The organism is Lactobacillus sp. ESL1191 (genome assembly GCF_058504435.1).
Window position 1 is genome coordinate 748428 of record NZ_CP196365.1, and the last position, 15689, is coordinate 764116.

The following is a 15689-nucleotide window of genomic DNA, read 5'->3' on the forward strand; positions in this document are numbered from 1 at the left end:
AGCTAGTTTTTTTGGTTAAGATTTTGGCATTTTTAATCTAAAAAGTCACGCAGTTGGTTGGAGCGACTTGGGTGGCGCAACTTGCGCAAAGCCTTGGCTTCAATTTGCCGAATTCGTTCACGGGTAACACCAAAAACTTTCCCGACTTCTTCCAGAGTTCTAGTTCGACCATCATCAAGGCCAAAACGCAGGCGCAAAACATTTTCCTCTCGATCGGTCAACGTATCAAGCACTTGTTCCAGTTGTTCCTTAAGCATCTCATAGGAAGCATGTTGCTCTGGACTGGTTGCATCCTTGTCTTTGATAAAGTCACCCAAGTGTGAATCGTCTTCTTCACCGATTGGGGTTTCCAGTGAGACGGGCTCCTGCGCGATCTTCAAGATGTCGCGCACCTTAGTGGTTGGCATGTCCATTTCAGCACCAATCTCTTCTGGTGTTGGTTCTCGGCCCAAATCTTGCAGTAACTGTCGTTGGATCCTAATTAACTTGTTGATGGTTTCAACCATATGAACGGGAATTCTGATTGTCCGGGCTTGATCGGCAATCGCACGGGTAATCGCTTGCCGAATCCACCAGGTAGCATATGTTGAGAATTTGAAGCCGAGACTATAGTCAAACTTGTCTACAGCCTTCATTAGTCCCATATTTCCTTCTTGGATCAAGTCCAAGAAAGACATTCCACGTCCGACATAGCGTTTAGCAATTGAAACAACCAGACGCAAGTTAGCCTCAGCTAATTCTTGCTTGGCTTCTTCATCGCCCTTCTCAATACGCTTGGCCAGAGAAATTTCTTGGTCCGCTTTAAGTAGCGGTACCCGTCCAATTTCCTTTAAGTACATGCGGACCGGATCATTCATGCGGACACTCGATGGTGCCGACATATCCTTTAATTCTGCTTTTTCAACGTCTTTTTGTTTTTTTAGAGCAAGTTTAGAAGGTTCGCCCTGGTCGTCTACGATACTGATGCCATTATCTTCAAACTCTTGTACCAGTTGGTCAACGGCCTTACCTTCTAGATCATATGGTGTGACTAGACGGTCAACAAACTCGGTTTCGGTAATCGCCTTATCCTTTTTAACGTCTTTGACCACCTGTTTAACTAGCTGATCTAAAGATAGTTCTTCTTTTTTGCTGGTTTTTTTCTTTTCTACCACAATAAGCCCCCCTTTAACCCTGAATTCTTTTTAACTGCAAAATTTTCTGCGTAATTGCCATAATTTCTTCCGTATCCATTTTTCTTTTTGCATCCTGCAACTTGCTTAGCTGCTCACGCAATTCAGCATTAACGCGGCGTCTTTTTAAGGCGTTTACTTGTTCATCAATTTCACGATCAGAAAAATCCTGGGGCATGTCTGTCATTTCAGCATTTACTATTATACCTTGAAGTTGCTCAGGAATGAAATTTAAAAAACTATTGACGGTTGGTTTTTCCTGTTCTGCACAAAAATTTAACCATAATTCAGCCAAGTTCTGGTAATCCTGGTCGGGAAACAAAAACTGTTGCTGCAACAGATAGTCACGCGCGTGGTCAGAATGCATGAACAGATAGAGCAAGCGCGTTTGTACTGGATCATTAGCCCGGGCCGCTGTTTCGCTTGCTGGTGCATAATTTGCTTGTTCGGCTAGGTCTGCTGCTAATGGGACGGTTTTACGTCTTTGAGCCATATTATTTTGGCGCCGATAGCGCAACAGGTTGACCTTGAGCGAATCACGTGCAACGTTCTGTTCTCGGGCTACTTTGTCTAGGTATAAATCTTGCTCAACCGGATTTGGTAGTTGGGCAATTGCTCTAATTGCCTCATCCAAGTAGGCTAGTTTTTCTCGGTCATTGTCCAGGTTGTATTTTTGCGTCAAGCGTTTTAAAAAAAAGTCGGTCGGCGTTAGTGCACCCTTAACTTCATCGAGGTACTTGGCACTGCCGTATTTTTTGACGTAGTCATCGGGATCCAACTTTTCCGGCAAAACAACAATTCCCAAGTTAAAACCACCTGTTTGAGCAAACATTTTGGCCGCCCGCTCCTCAGCGTGGATACCTGCTTCATCACCATCATAGTTGATAATAATATTAGTAGTAATCCGACGCAGCATATACACTTGCTGGTCCGTCAGACTGGTTCCCATTGAGGCAATGCCAGACTTAACCCCAGCCTTGTAGGCTGCAATCACGTCCAGATAACCTTCATAGAGAATCAAGTGTCCTTCACTGCGTGCCGCTTTTTTTGCCTCAGCAAAATGAAAGAGAACCTTAGACTTTTCAAAGAGCTTGGTTTCAGGGCTGTTGATATATTTAGCCTTGGTCTTGTCTTTAGTCAGTCGGCGACCGGAAAAGCCGATGACGTAGTCACCTTCATTGGTCAACGGAAACATCAGCCGGTCACGGAAGCGATCAAACATTTCCCCCGCTTTGCTTTGGACAAAGAGACCACTATCTAGCAGATCCTTATCCTGATAGTGATGTCCCCGCAAGTAAGTCAAAAGCAGGTTATTCTGCTTGGGCGCGTAGCCAATTCGAAAATGATCGATGATGTCCGCACTGAGATCTCGTTCCTGGGTATAATCGAGCCCGCGTTTACCTGCATTAGTTGAAACCAACACGCGGTGATAGAAGTCAGCTGCCGCCTCGTTAATTTTAATTAGCACATTGGAATATTTAGCCTTTTGCTGGGCAAATTCCTCAATTTCAATATGGGCTAGATCTGCCGCTTTCTGTACGCTTTCGGGAAAGGTCAGGTTTTCCTTTTCCATCAAAAAGTTGAACACATTACCGCCCTTACCGCAGCCAAAGCATTTAAAAAATTGCTTCCCCTCGTTAACGGTAAAAGAAGGAGTTTTTTCTTCGTGAAAAGGACAGAGGCCCACATAGTCCTTACCCTTCTTCTCAAGAGATACGTATTGGCTGATGACGTTGACAATATTGATATTATCACGGACTTTAGCAATTGTTTGCTCTGGGATTAATCCAGCCATCTGTTCACCTTCTGTTGTCGAATTATTTAATTACCAGCTTACTTAGGTCACCTAGCTGCTCAGTCAGCTGAGCCACTGTATTAAGTTGCGCTAGCCGGTTATTCCTTTGTGCTTCATCTTTGTCCATAATTAGGTTAGTTTCGAAGTAGTGGTTGATTATTGGTTGGAGGTCCACAAAAGCATCATACAGATCCGTTAAATCACTGATGGTCCGCAGCTTTTCAACAGCATCGTAGAGCTCTTGCTCACTGCTGTTGGTAAACAACCTTGGCTCAACCATAGTTTGTCCTTGGTATTGGGCTTTTTTCAAGATGTTATTGATCCGAATTAGACTTTCAACAACCGGTTTGAATTGGTCGTCATCATGGTGTAATTGCAGAACGTTAGCCGCTGCCAAAATCTGAATTGGATCTTGCTGGCTGGAAGCTAGGACGGCATCGATAATGTCATACTTGAACTTATTCTTTTGCAGGTACTGGTTGATGCGATCGCGAATGAAGGAGGCGATTTCTTCGTCCTGATCATCCGTTTTCGGCATCTTAGCCGGCGTTTGCCCATCAAGAGCACGCACTAGTTCCGGTAGAACTTCATTGAATGGCAAGGACCACTGTTGGTTCAGCAGGATGCGGACGATCCCATAGGCATAGCGTCTAAGGGCGTATGGATCGTTGGATGAGCTGGGGACCATTCCGGCGGCAAAAAAGGTAATGATTGTATCCAGTTTGTCTGCAATTGCCAATAACGAGCCAACCACCGACTGTGGTAGTTCACCTTCTGCCGTTTTCGGCATGTAGTGCTCTTTAATTGCCAAAGCGACGTCAGCCTTTTCTCCGGCCAGACTTGCATAGTGCATACCCATGACGCCTTGAAGTTCCGCAAATTCACCGACCATTTGGGTTACAAGGTCAAACTTGTATATTTCACTTACCCGATCAAAGTCAGCTAATGTTTGCTCGTCCAGTTCCCACCGCTGGGCCAGGAATTCACCAATGATGCGCACGCGCTGCATTTTTTCGGCCATTGATCCAACCTTGTCATGGAAGGATACATTAGCTAATTTTTGGACAAAATGGCTCAGCGGATATTTACGGTCTTCATCATAAAAGAATTGGGCGTCATCAAGTCGAGCAACTAACACCTTTTCATTACCGGAAACAACATTATCTAAAAAGTCCCGGTTACCATTACGGATTGAAATAAAGTGGTTGATCAATTGCCCTGCCTGGTTATAGACCTCGAAATAGCGCTGGTTATCCTTCATTGAGGTGATCAGTACTTCTTGGGGCATCTGCAAATACTTCTCATCAAAGGAACCGGCAAAAACAGTGGGGTATTCCACCAGGTTGGTCACTTCTTCAAGCAGGTTCTGGTCAAGTTTGATTTTCCAGTTATTTTGCTGGACCAGATCCTTCATCTGGTCCACAATCATTTCCTTGCGCTTATTCGCATCTACAACTACAAACTGGTCTTTAAGTGCATCCTGGTAGTCCCCGGCGTTAGCCAAGACAACCGAATCGCCTAAGAAGCGATGGCCCTCGGTTTTACGGCCGGCCGTAATATCCAGAATTTTAACGGGAATTACTTCGCTACCATACAAGGAAACTAACCAGTGCAGTGGTCGCACAAACTCGAAGTCCTGTGAGTCCCAACGCATCTTAGTCGGAAAAGTTAGCGCCTTAACTACATCGCTCATCCCCATAAGAATTTCATTGGCCCTTTTACCCGTTTTTTGGAGATGAATGTAGGCGTACTCAGTTCCCTTGAGTTCTTCGAAGTAAATATCGTCCGTCGTCATCCCTTGACCGCGAACAAAGCCTTGAGCCGCCTTAGTCCAATTCTGCTCCGCGTCGAGCGCAATCTTTTTTGCGGGGCCCTTTTTGACCTCATCAATATCATCCTGCTTTTCTGCTAAGTCTTCAACCAGGATGGTTAGCCGCCGCGGCGTTGAAAAGGTTTTAATTTCTTTAAAGGCTAAGCCATTTTCCTGGAGAAATTTTTTCGTTTTGGCTGCCAACTGATTAACACTGCTGGTTACCACGTGAGCTGGCATCTCTTCTATACCAACTTCAAACAAATAGTCTTTAGTCATAATCAAGACCTGCTTTCTTATCTTCTGCATTCTTTAACAGTGGGAAGCCACGTTTTTCACGTTCTTCAACATAAGCCGCTGCTACTTCATGAGCCAGATTTCTAATTCTGGCCAAATAACCGGCACGTTCGGTCACGGAGACTGCTCCGCGTGCGTCTAGCAAGTTAAAGGTATGTGAACATTTTAAAATATAGTCGTAAGCTGGTTGTACCAAGCTTAACCCGATTAATTCTTTAGCTGTTCGTTCATAAATATCAAAAAATTCCACGAGATCAGCCTGGTTAGATTTTTCAAAAGCATACTTGGAATTTTCATATTCAGCTTCCTTAAAAATGTCACGGTAGAGCACGTTGTCATTCCACTGCAGCTCAAAAACGGAATTTACATCTTGAATATAGGAGGCCAGCCGCTCAAGTCCATAAGTGATTTCACTCATCGTGGGCTTAACCTCTAATTCGCCGACTACCTGGAAATAAGTGAACTGGCTAACTTCCATGCCGTCCAACCAAACTTCCCAACCTACTCCGGCACATCCCATTGACGGATTTTCCCAGTTGTCTTCTACGAACCGAATGTCATGCTCTAGCGAGTTAATGCCTAATACTTGCAGACTATCCAAATAATACTGTTGAATATCTGCTGGAGCAGGCTTAATAACCACCTGAAATTGGTGGTGTTGGAATAACCGGTTCGGATTGTCCCCGTAGCGGCCATCTGCAGGTCGTCTTGAGGGCTCGACATAGCAAGCTGCCCAAGGTTCGGGCCCGACTGCACGTAAAAAGGTATAGGGACTCATTGTACCTGCCCCCTTTTCAACATCGTAGGAAGGCATCACCAAGCAGCCCTTGGAAGACCAAAATTCTTCCAATTTAAAAATCATTTCTTGAATAGTTAATTTTTTCTTTGTCATTGTTAATTCCTCCCTGCATCAGGCATAAAAAAAGCCTATGCAACAGCTGCATAGGGACGATTCAATCGCGGTTCCACCCTAATTCAGGGAATATCTTCCCTGCTCTTAATTCGCTTGACTAGAGGTGCCTCTTCCCAGGTGTCCTTACACTAACTGACACTCGCTTAAACTGGTACTTTTTAAATTCCTCATCATTATCAAAACACAAGAATATTCTATCATATTAGTCTAGTAATCTAAAGCACTAGACTAATAAATTCAATTCATCTAAAAATTTCTTGGTCTTCAGATTCAGGTCAATTGTATCTTGGTAGATCCGATCGATTGCCTTGCGGGTACTGTGCTTGATATTCTTACTGATTTGGATTGAACCCAGGCGCTCATACGGGAGCAGTCCAATTGTTCTTAGAACCGCTGTTTCTTTGGGATTTAAATGTAGGCGATCAGCATCTGTAAAAAAGTGCTGGCTACATAAGATCCCCCCCTGCTTAATCGAGTAATCGAAGTCCCCCTGGTCACGGCCACAAACAAGGCAGTGGCGCAATTCTGGTTCAACGCCGTAAGCTGCTAGCAACTGCATCTGTACTATTTGGGTAATCATTTCGGCATCTGCCCCCTGGTCGATTTTTTGCAGGGCAAAAACAGCCAAGTCATTGTATTTACCTAAACTTTGGTATTCAGTAAAGGCGTGGTCAATGAGGTCAAGGATGAATGAGGCATAAGCATTTTTAGTCAAATCGCTAAAAAGCCCGTCAAATTGCTTGATGTTTTTGTAGGTACGTAGCGTGCTGAGCCCTTGGCCTGAGGTATAAAGCACGTAAGTTCCATAAGAAAAATTGAGCAGAGCGGCGCTCAACTTTGACTTTGGCTTCAAAGCTCCCCGGGCGATCATAGTAATGATGCCGTTGTTTTGGGTCATGATTTTTGCTAATAAATCCGCTTCATGGTACTTTTGCCGCTTAAAAACAATCCCCTGAACTTCCTTCAGTTCACGTGCCATTTCACGAAAGATCCTTTTTACTATAACCAATCTGCTTCAAAAACCGCGGATCCGAACGCCAGTTGCGCTGGACCTTGACCCACAAACGGAGATTGACCTTTTCACCTAACAAATTTTCAATTTGCTTGCGCGCATTAATGCCAATCTGCTTGAGCATTTTGCCTCCTTTGCCAATAATAATCCCTTTTTGCCCGCTTTTTTCAACATAAATCGTCGCCTCAATTTGTAGCTTATTCTTTTCATGTTGATTCATCCGTTCAACCCAAACGGCCGCAGCATGAGGGACTTCCTCAGCAGTTAGTTGGAGTAGTTGCTCGCGAATTAATTCAGCCACCATAAAATATTCTGGTCGGTCGGTAATTTGGTCAGGATCATAGTAGTTGGGTCCTTCTGGCAAGTACTTGTACAGCACCTGAGTTAAGTCCGTAATACCGATCCCCTGAGTAGCTGAAATGGGCAAGAATTCCTTGAAGATGTTTAGGTGGCGGTAAGCATCGATTAATGGGAGTAATTCGTTGGGGTGGACCTGGTCGACCTTGTTAATCAAAAGCAGCACCGGTACCGTAGTCTTCTTCAAAAGCTCGATAATATATTCGTTTCCTGCCCCAATCTCTTCTGGTTCAACCATGAACAAAATTAAATCGACGCCGTTAAGAACAGACAGACTGGCCTGGTCCATGTATTGATCGAGTTCCAAGTGTGGCTTAAAAACACCAGGTGTATCAACAAAAACAACCTGCATGTTGGCGGTCGTGTAGATACCAGAAATCTTATTCCGGGTTGTTTGCGGCTTATTCGAAGTAATCGCTACCTTTTGTCCCACTAGATAATTCATTAACGTCGACTTGCCTACATTGGAGCGCCCAACTAGCGCTACAAAACCGGATTTATTTTTTTTGTTTTCAGCCATTATTTACCTCTACCTTGGTCTAACTGGTCTGGATACAGGGGAAGTCCGTACTTTTCTAGGACGCTCCCCTGGATACCAAACATTTCCTTTGCTTCATTTGGGTCAATATGATCATAACCGTTTAAATGCAGAAAGCCGTGAACTAGGGTATAGCCAAATTCACGGTCCCACCCCGTCCCATATTCTTTACTATGCCGGTTAATTACTGGAGGACACAAAAATAAATCGCCGATGTCCTGGTAAAAATCCGCGTCTTGGCCAAAAAAAGCCAGATCAAGCTGGTCTTCACCATCTTCAATGGCAAACGAGATAACATCGGTCGGTCGATCTTGCCCGCGATATTCCCGGTTAATTGCCTGACTACGTGCTTCAGCGATAAAGTTAACGCTCATTTCCAAATTGGTTTCGGGGGCTACTTCTTTTTTGGCAAGTAAGAGTAGTTCGTCAATCCAGTTCTGCCAATCGTGCTCCTGATCTTGCAAAAAGCCAACTTCGTCATTATAAGTAATATCAAGTGGGGTCATCAACTTTGTTCTTCTTCCTGTTCATAAGCGTTAATTATCTTGGCAACAACCGGGTGACGCACAACATCATTCGCAGAAAAGTGAATAAATTTGACCTGGTTAATTTGCTTTAAAATGTGCTGTGCATCGATTAAGCCACTGTGCTGCCGGCCAGGTAAGTCAACCTGAGTCATATCGCCATTGACAATCATTTTGGAATTGAAGCCCAGCCGCGTCAAAAACATCTTCATCTGCGCATCAGTGGTATTTTGGGCTTCATCCAAGATAACAAAAGCATCATCTAAAGTCCGGCCACGCATGTAGGCTAACGGCGCAACTTCAATCACGCCGCGTTCCATCAAGTGGTCGGTGGTGTTGGTCCCCAAAATGGCATAGAGGGAGTCATAGATTGGTCGCAAGTAGGGATCGACTTTTTCCTTCAAGTCTCCCGGCAAAAAGCCTAAGGACTCACCAGCCTCAACAGCTGGTCGGGTCAACACAATGCGTGAAACTTCACCCCGCTTAAAGGCTGCAATGGCACAGACAACCGCAATGAAAGTCTTACCAGTTCCAGCTGGCCCAATGCCAAAGACGACATCATTTTTGGCAATGGCTTCAACGTACCACTTCTGGCCCATATTTTTGACTCTAACCGGGCGGCCTTTAGCATCCCGAATTAAAATTTGCTGGTAGAGGTCAGGAAAATATTCGGTAGTCCCCTTATCTGCCATTTTCATTGCACTAACTACGTCAGGGGCACTAATGTTAATATTGGCGCTCACGACCTGGTCTAGAGCCCGCAAGACCGCAAGAACTTTGTTAGTTGGGGCTTCATCGCCCGCAATGGTAATTTGGCTGCCTGTATCGACGACACTGATGTCGTAATTTTCAGCTAGCAGGTTTAAGTTGCTATCATTTACTCCAACTAGTTTTTGAATATTTTCTGGATTTCTAGGAATAAAATTGGTTTGGGACAAGTTTGGCTCCCTTTCTTAACTTAATTGATCTTGAACTGCCTTAGCAGCAGCTTTGCCATCTGCCTTACCCTTGATTTTGGGCATTAACGCCTGCATAACTTTGCCGAAGTCAGACTTCCCCTGGGCGCCAACTGCAGTTATGGTTGTAGCCACGAGTTTAGCAAGTTCAGCCGTAGACAACTGCTGGGGTAAATAATTTGTGACAATCGCCAACTCTTTTTTAGTTTCTTCAACTAAGTCTGTGCGGCCACCCTTGGTATATTCTGCAATTGACTCTTCCCGCTGCTTTTTTTCACGGTTAAGTACCGTCAGCTCTTCATCAGCATTCAATTCATGTTCAACCTTGATTTGTTCATTCATCAAGGCCGACTTGATCAGGCGCACTGTGTTCAGTTTGATCTGATCGCGCTCTTTCATGGCATCCTTCAGATCAGCTGTAATCTGTTCCAATAAGCTCACCATAACCCCTTCTTTCCATGCGTATCTAGTTAAATTATAGCAAATCTACCGTCTAGTAGAAAAAATAAATTACTATCTACGGTAAACAAACGCTTAAGACTAAAAAACGACCTCTATTCTTTACGGATAGAAGTCGTTTCTCTAAGTACTAATAATGTTTGCGTTTGCGAGCTGCTTCAGATTTAAGCTTTCTACGTACGCTAGGTTTTTCGTAGAATTCGCGCTTACGGTATTCTTGCAAAGTACCACTTCTGGAAACGGAACGTTTAAAACGACGAAGAGCATCATCAATAGACTCGTTTTCGTGAACGACTGTCTTGGCCATATGTGATCCCTCCTTCCATTTCTTGACGTTGCCGTCATGGATTTACTTAATTATATCAAACCAAATTAATCGGTCAATACGTAGAGGCAATGTTTTTTAAAAAGATTGCTCAATTTCTCATTTAATTAACATTAAATCTGTTAAAGACCGGGGCTAAATTGTATAATTAAAAGAAAAAAGGAGCTTACTATGGTTGAAGAAACACCAAAAAAAGAAGTCAACATCGTTATTATCTCTGATTCTGCTGGCGATACCGCCTTTAACAATGCAGTGGCCGCTGCGGCCCAATTCCCTGACGCACAGGTCAATTACCGGCGCTATCCCTTCATTTTTAACCAAGAAAAGTTAACTGAAACACTTGCCGAAATAGTCCAGTTTCCTAACCTGGTAATTATCTATAGCCTGGCTAAGGATGAGATGCAAATTCCGATTATCCGCTTCGTGCGCGAGCACCATATTGAGAGCGTGGACATTCTTTCTCCAGCTATGGAAGCAATTCAAAAAACAACTGGGCTCCACCCCCAAAACAAGGTTGGCGCCCAGCACAAAATGAACCAGAAGTATTTTGACCGCATTTCAGCCATTGAGTTTGCGGTGATGTACGATGATGGTAAGGATCCCAAGGGCTTTTTAGAAGCTGATGTGGTTCTCCTAGGCGTGTCCAGAACTTCTAAGACCCCCCTGTCACTCTTTTTAGCCAATAAAAACATTAAGGTGGCCAACCTTCCCCTAGTTCCTGATACCCATATTCCTAAGGAAATTTACCAAATTGATGCCAAAAAAATCATTGGTCTAACCAATGACCTGTCCGTCTTAAATGAATTTAGGCGGCAACGGATGATTTCTTATGGGCTAAATCCAGATACGGTGTATTCCAACACAGATGCAATCAAAAATGAACTCAATTCGGCTCAAAAGCTTTATGATGAATTAGGCTGCTATGTGATTAATGTTGCCCACCGCTCAATCGAGGAAACGGCGGCCCTAATCATGAAGCACTTAGGAATTGAGGAATAGCGTACTTTAAGACGATAGTCTTAGCGTCGAATAAGTTTTATGAGGTAAAAGAAATGACTGATTCACAAGAAAAAAATAATTTAGCTATCGCAATTTTTGCTGGCGGGTGTTTTTGGTGCATGGTAGAACCCTTTGATTCATTGCCAGGAATTAAAAAAGTGGTTTCGGGTTATACCGGTGGCCATGTTCCTAATCCCACCTATGAACAAGTTGCAAGTGGTCTAACTGGCCACACGGAAGCAGTCGAAATCACTTACGACCCACAAATAATCTCATATGAAACCATGCTGCAATACTATTGGCAAGTAACTGATCCAACTGATGCAATGGGGCAGTTTCAAGATCGTGGTGACAGCTACCGGCCAGTCATCTACTATCATTCACTAGCCCAAAAAGCTGCAGCAGAACAGTCTAAGCAAAACTTGCAGGATAGTGGGAAGTTTGACCAACCCATTGTTACTGCAATCGAACATGCTAAACCCTTCTATCCTGCTGAGGACTATCACCAAGACTTCTACAAGAAGAATCCCGCCCGTTATGCCCTGGAAGAATCAGGTGGACGGACCGACTTTATTAAAAGAAACTGGCAAAAATAAAGTAGACAATCAAAATACTGGTTGTTTTTTGCCTAGTTCCAGCAACTTTTGGTAAACTAATTTACGTTTATTAAGCAAGTTTTATAAAAGGTTATCAGGTAATGGATAAACTCGACACATTCAACCGACGTTACAGTCTGCTTTCAAAAATTTCAGCTTCATTTTTTTATTCTTTAGCGGTTGCGTTTGCTTTGAACTTCTTTTGGGCACCCGGTCACATGTACTCTTCCGGTGTTACTGGGTTTGCCCAGCTGGTCAACACGATGAGTGAACGTTTTTTGCCGGTAACCTTGACCACTTCGACCATGTACTTCGCCCTGAATGTTCCCTTATTGCTACTAGCCTGGTTTAAGATTGGCCATAAGTTTACCTTCTTTACTATTATTACCGTTATTCTAGGTTCCTTAATGATGCGCCTGATTCACCCGGTGGACATGCATATTGATCCTTTGGTCTGCGCCATCTTTGGTGGCATGATCAATGGTCTGGGAACCGGGTTTGCCTTAAAAAACGGCATCTCGACCGGTGGCCTTGATATTATTGGTATCGTGATACAAAAGAAAACGGGCACCAGCTATGGTAAAGTCAGTATCTTAATTAACCTAGTGATTATTGCCGCAGCAGGCTTTGCTTTTGGTTGGACGCGTGCTCTTTATTCGGCTCTGACCATCTTTATCAACGGTCGGGTCATTGATACGATTTACACCCAACATCAAAAAATGCAGGTAACCATTGTAACTGAGCAACCCCAGGCGATTATTGATGGTGTCCAAGAAAAAATGCATCGCGGTATCACTATTTTTCACGATGTTGAAGGAGCATACAGCCATATTGAAAAGAAGGTTTTAATCACGGTGATTGACCGCTATGATATGTACGACATCTTACAGATTGTCAAAAAAAGCGATCCCTACGCATTTATGAGCGTTACTGAGGTTGAACGCGTATACGGTAGCTTCAAAGAACAAGAAATTGTCTAAAAAAGTGCACTTCCAATGGAGGTGCACTTTTAAGGTTATTCAAATAATTGCTTATACTCACCATAACCGCGTTCAGCAAGTTGTTCATATGAGATAAAGTCCAATGCTGAAGAGTTGATACAATACCTTAAGCCGCCACGATCAACTGGCCCATCGTTAAAGACGTGTCCCAAGTGAGAGTCAGCATCAGGACTCTTAACTTCGGTTCTTTCCATGTTGTGCGACTGGTCGCGCCGGTATATCAACTTGGCGATCGGTTTAGTAAAGCTGGGCCAGCCGCAACCAGCATCATACTTGTCTGTACTAGAAAAGAGCGGTTCACCCGATACCACATCGACATAGATGCCCTTTTGATCGAAGTTGTCATACTTACCCTGGAACGGGTAATCAGTTGCTCCATGTTGCGTTACCTCAAGCTGCTCTGTTGTTAGTTGCTGCAATTTTTCTTTTTTCTTTGCTTGTTCCATTTTGCTATCACCACCTACCATAATTATAGCAAACTTTACGTAATTACTTGGGTTAGCGGTCTCATAAATTAATGTTATCTTAAAACTCACTTTTGGTAAAACTAGGTTATAATTATTTCAGTACAAAATAATAGAAAGGTTAACTGTAACTATGCCAAAATTAAGCCCAAATTTATCGAGAAAGATTAATTCTAAGATCAAAAATTTGCCTTCTTCGCAGATTCGTTCTTTTAGCAAAGACATTGCTCAAATTCCGGAGATAATCATGTTGACTGTTGGTGAACCTGACTTGAATACGCCTGAACACATTAAGCAAGCTGCAATTACCGCCATTGAAAATAATGATTCGCATTATGCCCCGGAAGCTGGGAAGATGACCTATTTAACGGCAGTTAGCACATATCTTCAAAAGAGTCTTGGGGTTTCCTATGATCCTAAAAATGAAATCTGTGCAACTGTTGGCGTTTCCGGCGGTTTAAATGTCACTTTTATGGCACTCTTCAATCAGGGCGATAAAGTTATCGTACCAACCCCCGTTTGGGAAGTGTACTTTGGCATTATTAAGATGGCAGGAGGAGTACCTATCCAAGTAGATACATCTGCTGACAATTTTATCTTGACAGCAGAAAAATTAACTCAGACTTTGGAAAACGAAGGTAACGGGGCTAAAGCAGTTGTTTTGACCGATCCTTCTAACCCAACTGGCCGAGTTTATGCGCAGAGTGAACTCAAAGCTTTAGCCCAGGTTATCACTGAATATGACCTGTACGCTGTTAGTGATGAAATCTACGCCGAATTAACTTACGACCACAAAAAGCACTATTCACTTACCCAAATTATTCCGGACCGCACGATTCTCGTATCCGGCCTATCAAAAAGTTTTGCCATGACGGGCTGGCGGATCGGCTACATTGCCGGTCCAGCGGAAATAATGGAAGCGATTATTAAGATCAACTCATTCCTCATTACTTCGGTTACCGATAATGTTCAAGCGGCTGCAATCGAGGGCTTAAAAACTGGTGAAAAAGACTATGCCGCAGCTCGTGCAACCTATGGCAAACGGTTGCATATTGTTCAAACTGGTCTAGAACGAAATGGTTTTGAAATGGCTGTCCCAGAGGGCGCCTTCTATATTTTTGCCAAGATTCCAAGCGCTTTTGGTAGTGATGATGTTGCCTTTGCCAACGATCTTGCTACTAAGGCTAAGGTTGGTGTAGTTCCAGGAAGCTACTTTGGTGCGGGCGGACAAGGATATGTCCGCTTATCCTATGCCTCATCAGAAGAAAAGTTGCAGACCGCAGTTGACCGGATTACCAACTATGTTAAGCAGAGTCTATAACTTAAAGAGCTTATTTTTGGGTTTATTTCAGCTAGTAGTTTAAACTTTACTTAGAGAAATTTATTGTTTTAAGAGAGGATCAATTATGCAAATTACTATGAGACAAGAGAAGCTAGCAACTAATGGTCAACCACCGCTAGTGGGAGATAAATTACCAGACTTTAACTTAACCGTGGCCGATGGTTCAATTCAGCGTGCGACCAACCTGATTACCAAGCCGACCCTCATTAGTGTTGTGCCTAATATTAATACGAGCGTTTGCAGTATTTCAACTAAGCGATTTAATGGTGAAGTTGACAAGTATGATGGCATCAACTTCTACACCATTTCAACTAACACCACTGATGAACAGAAGAATTGGTGTGCTGCTGAAGGCGTGAAAAAAATGAAATTGTTGTCGGACAAGGAGCTCGACTTCGGTAAAAAGATGGGGCTCTACGTTGAAGCTGCCGGAATTGATGCCAGAAGTATTTGGATTGTTGATGCCGACCGGAAGGTACTCTACCAAGAATTGATTCAAGAAATGACTAATGAACCAAACTACGATGCAGCTTTAACCTTTTTAGACAGCTTGAAGTAGTTGTTTTAAAAAGAAAAAGCGGTTAGGGTATTTACCCTAACCGCTTTTTACTTGCTTAAAAAATAGGTTTACTTAATACTTGCCAAGTTGTAAAGGACTGGTCTTTCAAACTAAATCCTGCAGGCTGAAGTATATATTCTTTAGCCTTTAAAGCCAACGGTGACGAATTGGCAATGGTCAAGTCCGTTAGAGGCACCCAGAGGGCGCCTAACGAATCCTGACCAGAAAACTGGTCCACGCTGGCTTGAACATTTCCCTTAGTCTGCTCAATATCATAAAACACACAGATGTGCTGGTTGTAGTGCCAACTTTCATAATCCCATGGATATTTAAAGGATGTAACTCCAACTTGCTTAAACGCTAAAGCCGTTAATCCGGTTTCCTCACGAACCTCGCGCACGACCGCTTCAGTCAATGCTTCACCGTCCTCCAAGCTACCACCAGGCAAGTCGTAGCGGTTAATATAGGGGCCGCCCGTTTTTTTGATAACCAGCAGCTTTTGCTGGTCGGCGATTATTCCGTAGCAGCCAAAGGCACGGTGATATTTGGATGACATGTGCTTGTTCTTTC

Annotated in this window: 17 protein-coding genes; 5 read left to right on the top strand and 12 right to left on the bottom strand. The window is 43.5% G+C overall.

Annotation, left to right across the window (positions count from 1 at the left end):
• Positions 1–32: 32 nt before the first annotated feature.
• The 10 genes from rpoD to rpsU all read right to left on the bottom strand — a co-directional run bounded on the left by rpoD (position 33) and on the right by rpsU (position 10140).
• The gene (gene rpoD, locus ACSYSN_RS03930) at positions 33–1154 is read right to left on the bottom strand and encodes an RNA polymerase sigma factor RpoD (RefSeq protein WP_491712837.1); all 1122 of its coding nucleotides are present in this window, start codon (positions 1152–1154) and stop codon (positions 33–35) included.
• A 13-nt stretch (positions 1155–1167) separates the two neighbouring features.
• The gene (dnaG, locus tag ACSYSN_RS03935; protein ID WP_491712838.1) at positions 1168–2967 is read right to left on the bottom strand and encodes a DNA primase; all 1800 of its coding nucleotides are present in this window, start codon (positions 2965–2967) and stop codon (positions 1168–1170) included.
• A gap of 22 nt (positions 2968–2989) precedes the next feature.
• Positions 2990–5056, bottom strand: coding sequence for a glycine--tRNA ligase subunit beta (glyS, locus tag ACSYSN_RS03940; RefSeq protein ID WP_491712839.1), 2067 nt, complete (start codon positions 5054–5056; stop codon positions 2990–2992).
• Positions 5049–5966, bottom strand: a complete 918-nt coding sequence (gene glyQ / locus ACSYSN_RS03945; RefSeq protein ID WP_491712840.1) for a glycine--tRNA ligase subunit alpha — start codon at positions 5964–5966, stop codon at positions 5049–5051. Before glyQ ends, glyS begins: the two co-directional genes overlap by 8 nt.
• 244 nt (positions 5967–6210) lie before the next feature.
• Positions 6211–6966 (bottom strand): DNA repair protein RecO, encoded by a 756-nt coding sequence (recO, locus tag ACSYSN_RS03950; protein WP_491712841.1) that lies wholly within the window; start codon positions 6964–6966, stop codon positions 6211–6213.
• Between the two features lies 1 nt (position 6967).
• Positions 6968–7876 carry a GTPase Era gene (gene era, locus ACSYSN_RS03955; protein WP_491712842.1) on the bottom strand — a complete coding sequence of 303 codons (909 nt, stop codon included), beginning with the start codon at positions 7874–7876 and terminating at the stop codon, positions 6968–6970.
• Positions 7876–8400, bottom strand: a complete 525-nt coding sequence (ybeY, locus tag ACSYSN_RS03960; protein ID WP_491712843.1) for an rRNA maturation RNase YbeY — start codon at positions 8398–8400, stop codon at positions 7876–7878. The genes era and ybeY overlap by 1 nt, the downstream gene beginning before the upstream one ends.
• Positions 8400–9356, bottom strand: a complete 957-nt coding sequence (locus ACSYSN_RS03965; RefSeq protein WP_491712844.1) for a PhoH family protein — start codon at positions 9354–9356, stop codon at positions 8400–8402. The genes ybeY and ACSYSN_RS03965 overlap by 1 nt, the downstream gene beginning before the upstream one ends.
• Before the next feature lie 15 nt (positions 9357–9371).
• On the bottom strand, positions 9372–9815 hold the full coding sequence (locus tag ACSYSN_RS03970) for a GatB/YqeY domain-containing protein (RefSeq protein ID WP_491712898.1): 444 nt from the start codon (positions 9813–9815) through the stop codon (positions 9372–9374).
• Between the two features lie 148 nt (positions 9816–9963).
• A complete protein-coding gene (gene rpsU / locus ACSYSN_RS03975) occupies positions 9964–10140 on the bottom strand; it encodes a 30S ribosomal protein S21 (protein ID WP_046306945.1) in 177 nt (58 codons plus the stop codon).
• A 189-nt stretch (positions 10141–10329) separates the two neighbouring features.
• Between rpsU and ACSYSN_RS03980 the strand changes: the two genes are divergently transcribed.
• The 3 genes from ACSYSN_RS03980 (at position 10330) to ACSYSN_RS03990 (ending at position 12733) form a co-directional block, all read left to right on the top strand.
• A complete protein-coding gene (locus ACSYSN_RS03980) occupies positions 10330–11157 on the top strand; it encodes a pyruvate, water dikinase regulatory protein (protein WP_491712845.1) in 828 nt (275 codons plus the stop codon).
• Positions 11158–11210: 53 nt separating this feature from the next.
• Positions 11211–11753, top strand: coding sequence for a peptide-methionine (S)-S-oxide reductase MsrA (gene msrA, locus ACSYSN_RS03985; protein WP_491712846.1), 543 nt, complete (start codon positions 11211–11213; stop codon positions 11751–11753).
• Between the two features lie 101 nt (positions 11754–11854).
• On the top strand, positions 11855–12733 hold the full coding sequence (locus tag ACSYSN_RS03990; RefSeq protein WP_491712847.1) for a YitT family protein: 879 nt from the start codon (positions 11855–11857) through the stop codon (positions 12731–12733).
• A 35-nt stretch (positions 12734–12768) separates the two neighbouring features.
• Here the strand turns inward: ACSYSN_RS03990 and msrB are convergent, their stop codons facing one another.
• Positions 12769–13200 (bottom strand): peptide-methionine (R)-S-oxide reductase MsrB, encoded by a 432-nt coding sequence (msrB, locus tag ACSYSN_RS03995; RefSeq protein WP_491712848.1) that lies wholly within the window; start codon positions 13198–13200, stop codon positions 12769–12771.
• A gap of 151 nt (positions 13201–13351) precedes the next feature.
• Here msrB and ACSYSN_RS04000 point away from each other — a divergent pair, with 151 nt between their 5' ends.
• Both ACSYSN_RS04000 and tpx read left to right on the top strand, forming a co-directional pair.
• Entirely contained in the window at positions 13352–14539 is a 1188-nt protein-coding gene (locus ACSYSN_RS04000; RefSeq protein ID WP_491712849.1) for an aminotransferase class I/II-fold pyridoxal phosphate-dependent enzyme, read from the top strand.
• 85 nt (positions 14540–14624) lie between these two features.
• Positions 14625–15119, top strand: coding sequence for a thiol peroxidase (tpx, locus tag ACSYSN_RS04005; RefSeq protein WP_491712850.1), 495 nt, complete (start codon positions 14625–14627; stop codon positions 15117–15119).
• A gap of 55 nt (positions 15120–15174) precedes the next feature.
• Here tpx and ACSYSN_RS04010 read toward each other — a convergent pair whose 3' ends face one another.
• Positions 15175–15675: an NUDIX hydrolase gene (locus ACSYSN_RS04010; RefSeq protein WP_491712851.1), complete on the bottom strand. Its 501-nt coding sequence runs from the start codon at positions 15673–15675 to the stop codon at positions 15175–15177.
• Positions 15676–15689 lie beyond the last annotated feature (14 nt).